At 60.8% G+C, this 3,249-nt stretch carries 6 protein-coding genes; 3 read left to right on the top strand and 3 right to left on the bottom strand.

The genetic code is table 11. The annotated features are described in order from the left end of the window. The first annotated feature begins 421 nt into the window (after positions 1-421). On the top strand, positions 422-793 hold the full coding sequence (locus QMA15_RS32455; RefSeq protein WP_139799868.1) for a hypothetical protein: 372 nt from the start codon (positions 422-424) through the stop codon (positions 791-793). Between the two features lie 63 nt (positions 794-856). On the opposite strand, the gene QMA15_RS32450 is transcribed toward QMA15_RS32455, so the two are convergent. Both QMA15_RS32450 and QMA15_RS32445 read right to left on the bottom strand, forming a co-directional pair. Then, the gene (locus tag QMA15_RS32450; RefSeq protein ID WP_274703452.1) at positions 857-1,195 is read right to left on the bottom strand and encodes a hypothetical protein; all 339 of its coding nucleotides are present in this window, start codon (positions 1,193-1,195) and stop codon (positions 857-859) included. Continuing rightward, entirely contained in the window at positions 1,192-2,001 is an 810-nt protein-coding gene (locus QMA15_RS32445) for a hypothetical protein (RefSeq protein WP_290289237.1), read from the bottom strand. The genes QMA15_RS32450 and QMA15_RS32445 overlap by 4 nt, the downstream gene beginning before the upstream one ends. A 192-nt stretch (positions 2,002-2,193) precedes the next feature. Between QMA15_RS32445 and QMA15_RS32440 the strand changes: the two genes are divergently transcribed. Together QMA15_RS32440 and QMA15_RS32435 are read left to right on the top strand one after the other, a co-directional pair. After that, positions 2,194-2,565: a hypothetical protein gene (locus QMA15_RS32440; protein ID WP_290289235.1), complete on the top strand. Its 372-nt coding sequence runs from the start codon at positions 2,194-2,196 to the stop codon at positions 2,563-2,565. Beyond that, positions 2,558-2,722, top strand: a complete 165-nt coding sequence (locus QMA15_RS32435) for a hypothetical protein (RefSeq protein WP_290289233.1) — start codon at positions 2,558-2,560, stop codon at positions 2,720-2,722. The genes QMA15_RS32440 and QMA15_RS32435 overlap by 8 nt, the downstream gene beginning before the upstream one ends. A 51-nt stretch (positions 2,723-2,773) precedes the next feature. Here QMA15_RS32435 and QMA15_RS32430 read toward each other — a convergent pair whose 3' ends face one another. Further along, entirely contained in the window at positions 2,774-2,959 is a 186-nt protein-coding gene (locus tag QMA15_RS32430; RefSeq protein ID WP_290289230.1) for a hypothetical protein, read from the bottom strand. Positions 2,960-3,249 lie beyond the last annotated feature (290 nt).

Here is a 3,249-nt window from a genome sequence, read left to right as displayed (position 1 = left end):
CGGAGTCAGCGGTTGCGCGCAGGTCACCGCCGGTCAAAATCGGAAGGCCAGAAGGGAAAACAAATAGAACGCTTTTGCAGAACGGAGCGAAGCGGAGTTCTTTTCGGGGGACACCGCAGGTGGCCGGGCCGCCGGGCAGGCGGATGCAGTAGGTGGTCCGACCGACCGGGTTGAGTGCCAGGCATTCACTCACAGGGAACGAAAGCGGCAAGCGGCCCGTTTTCGTGTGCACATTCCCGGCCCGTAACCACCGTTTCGCCTAGTCATAAAGTACGAGCGGCACGAATGCCGGACTTCCAGTCCCTCGACCGCGTGACCGAGGTCATCTTGTCGCAAATGTTCGGTTACCGAATTGTGCGATACCGTCAGTTACATCAAGTTGGTTGCGGTCGATGCAGCCTTCGCGTCACAGGAGGTTTCCATGTCCCGTTCACGTATGGCCGTAGCTGCGCTGTTGGTCCCGGTCGCGGCCGGTGCTGTCGCTCTCCTCGGTGCGGGTGCCGCATCTGCCGCTACACCGTATTCCGGAGACGGATATGTCGGTGTTCGGTTCGATCAGAACGAGACGCGTTTCCTCGCCGACACCAACACCGCTGATTTCCTCAACGCAATCCCTGGCGAATACTGGGGCGTCTATTCCGGCGAAGGATCGGTCTACAACAACGGGACCATCGTCCGCGCCACCATCGGCCAGCTGGTTGACGAGACCGCAAACCACCAAGGTCAGGTCTCGTTCAGCGTGAACAACCCCGCGATCTGGCGCAGCACCGTCGACATCGTCCAGGAATGGTGACGTAGGCCGAGTTGTACGCATAAGGGCCGGTGAGCACATTGCTCACCGGCCCTTTCCGTGCGTTCAGGAGGTGGCCGGCACTTCGGTGATGGCGTCGGCGGTCACGAGCATGTCGATTTCGACGAGGTTGGTTCCGCCCGCATCGGCGACTCGCACGGTTACCCCGGCCAACCATTGTCCATCGTGCATTTTGACCCAAAATTGTTGGGCTGCATCAAGATACCCGGACATGTAGAGCGCGGACGTTTTCACCCGCATGCTCACGTGATCGGCGCGTGAGGCTCCCCCGCGTCCGAGCGGGAGCGCGCGGCCGATGTCGACTTTCACTGCTCTCGGTGGGTCGAATGTCCTGATCACGGGGTGGTCGGGCCAGCGCTCGGTCCAGTGATCGGTGTTGATCATTGTGCTGCCTTTAATGGCGGTGTCGATGCGAGGGGAGTGTGATCGACGGTTGCCCATCGGAGTTGTCCGCTCTCGTCGCGGATCTCCATGCTGCCTGTGCGTTGTTGGAATCCTTTGCCGGCGGCCGCGACGTCGAGCTGAACGCCTGTTACTCGCCCTCTCCCTGCTGATAATCCTGAATACCCGGAAACGCGGGAAGAGATGCGCAGATCCGGACCGTCCCATTGCCCCTCAGTGACTATCAGCAGAGATCCCTTACTCCTCGCACGTGCAGCAACCGCCCGTCCTCGTGAGGGCGTCACAGCGCCACCGGCGAGGCCCAGGACAACGGCATCGAAACCCTCCAGCAGAATTGCGGCGCAGTCGATTCCGGCGTCCTTTGGCTGGGGGACGAGGGCGAGCTTCGCCAAATTTCCCCCTTGCTCGTGGAATGCAAGTAGCCCCAGTCCGGGCATTCCGATTACGGCGACGTGCCCGCCGGCGGCGGTGACGGTGGCGAGCAGTCCGATGAGGACTGATGCCGCGCCGTCGACGCTGACGACGGTCCCTCGTGCCAGTCCCCCGCGTGGGAGTAGGTCACCGATCGGCTTGGGAACGGGAAGCATCCGGAGAGTTGATTGCGCGGTGGCCACGATGGGGGTCGGTTCGCGCTCGTCGACTGGGCGGAGCACGACGGAGGGTGTGGCTGGTTCGGTGCCGTCGGAGCGTGCGGGTATCGACGCCATTTTGCGGCGGAGCTGTTCGAGCTTTTCCGCTTTACTGAGGACTTCTGGACCGGGCGTGACCTGGTCGGACAGTTCAGTCATGACGATCTGTCCTCCTACCCTCAACCGCTCCTTCAACCACGGTAGTCGAACGTGCGTTCGATGTCATATGGCCGACACATGTTGCGCTCGGCATAAGTGTCGGCACCACGGCGTAGCGTCTTGAAGTGGCACCTCGGTCGGCGAGGTGTTTAGACGCCGCCTTCGGGTGGTTCCTTATCGGCAGGAGCAAAGATGACGTTGAGCAGACTCGCGCAAGAATTTGCGGCGGAGATCAAGCAGCATGATTGGTCGGATGCACCGTGGCGTATTGATCGTGCGGGACACGATCGCGCCGGAGACACCAAATCCAGATCGACTGACAAGGTTCTGACCGCGGAAGAGACGGATCGGCTTCGATGGAATGTCGTGCTCGTCACCGCCCAGGTGTTGAGATATTCGGATCCGAATCTGGATCTGGCTGAGTTCGCGATTGCATGCGGACTGCCGCCACGTTTGACCGGGACAATCGGTCGCCCGAATGGCGGCCTCAAGGCTGGAATTCGTATGAGTAACGACGTGCCGCCGAAGATCGCGCGGCCTGGAACGTGGGATTTCGATGAGTGAGATTGCAAAGCCGGAAGAGACTCAGAGTTGGAGTCCAGCCCCGGACAAGGGCCAGGCCGGCACGGTGATGCTGGAGAATGGTCAGTGGGCGTATCGGTACAAGGACGGCGCGGATCTGATCTTGATGAAGATGCCGGATCATCCAGCCTCCACGTAGGAGTGCAGCAGTGAGGCTCGCACCGAATCCGGTGCGGGCCTTGCTGGTTGGTTATCCCAACTGTGTGTTCATCTTGTTCGCGAACCATTCTGCGTCTGTTTCGACCCATGAGCCTTGCAGGCTGTAGCGGCCGCCGTTGTCTTGGACGTAGTGGGTGTAGCACTTGTTTTCGTATCCGCCGTGTTCTTCGGTTCGGGGTATTACGACAAAGCGTGCGGGAGTGGCTGTTTCGGTCATGTGGCTGCCTTTCTGAGAGTCGGTAGAGTCGCTCCTCTGTCACCAGGTCGAGTGCTTCTATCAACTTCGCAACCCAATGCAGCCCTAGGGGTGTCCCGACATTGCTGCGATACGTGATGACATCGTGGGGTCACGTCGCCGACGGCAACTTCTCACGCCCTGGGTGTGTACCAGTCGCGGATTGCGGCGACGAACTCATCTGGGGCGTCGGATTCCACGTAGGTGCCTGCGCCTTTGACGATCACGGTCGTGTGGTCGGGGAACGTCACTTCCAGGCGTTCGCGCTCCTG

The organism is Rhodococcus sp. APC 3903, assembly GCF_030407755.1.
Lineage (GTDB): Bacteria > Actinomycetota > Actinomycetes > Mycobacteriales > Mycobacteriaceae > Rhodococcus_F > Rhodococcus_F erythropolis.
Note: the sequence above shows the minus strand (reverse complement) of the source record. Positions and strands in the feature narration are given on the sequence as shown.

Excerpts from the sequence above, each read along its gene's own strand:
- QMA15_RS32455 (WP_139799868.1), top strand. The coding sequence starts at position 422 with ATGTCCCGTTCACGTATGGCCGTAGCTGCGCTGTTGGTCCCGGTCGCG.
- QMA15_RS32450 (WP_274703452.1), bottom strand. The coding sequence starts at position 1,195 with ATGATCAACACCGATCACTGGACCGAGCGCTGGCCCGACCACCCCGTG.
- QMA15_RS32445 (WP_290289237.1), bottom strand. The coding sequence starts at position 2,001 with ATGACTGAACTGTCCGACCAGGTCACGCCCGGTCCAGAAGTCCTCAGT.
- QMA15_RS32440 (WP_290289235.1), top strand. The coding sequence starts at position 2,194 with ATGACGTTGAGCAGACTCGCGCAAGAATTTGCGGCGGAGATCAAGCAG.
- QMA15_RS32435 (WP_290289233.1), top strand. The coding sequence starts at position 2,558 with ATGAGTGAGATTGCAAAGCCGGAAGAGACTCAGAGTTGGAGTCCAGCC.
- QMA15_RS32430 (WP_290289230.1), bottom strand. The coding sequence starts at position 2,959 with ATGACCGAAACAGCCACTCCCGCACGCTTTGTCGTAATACCCCGAACC.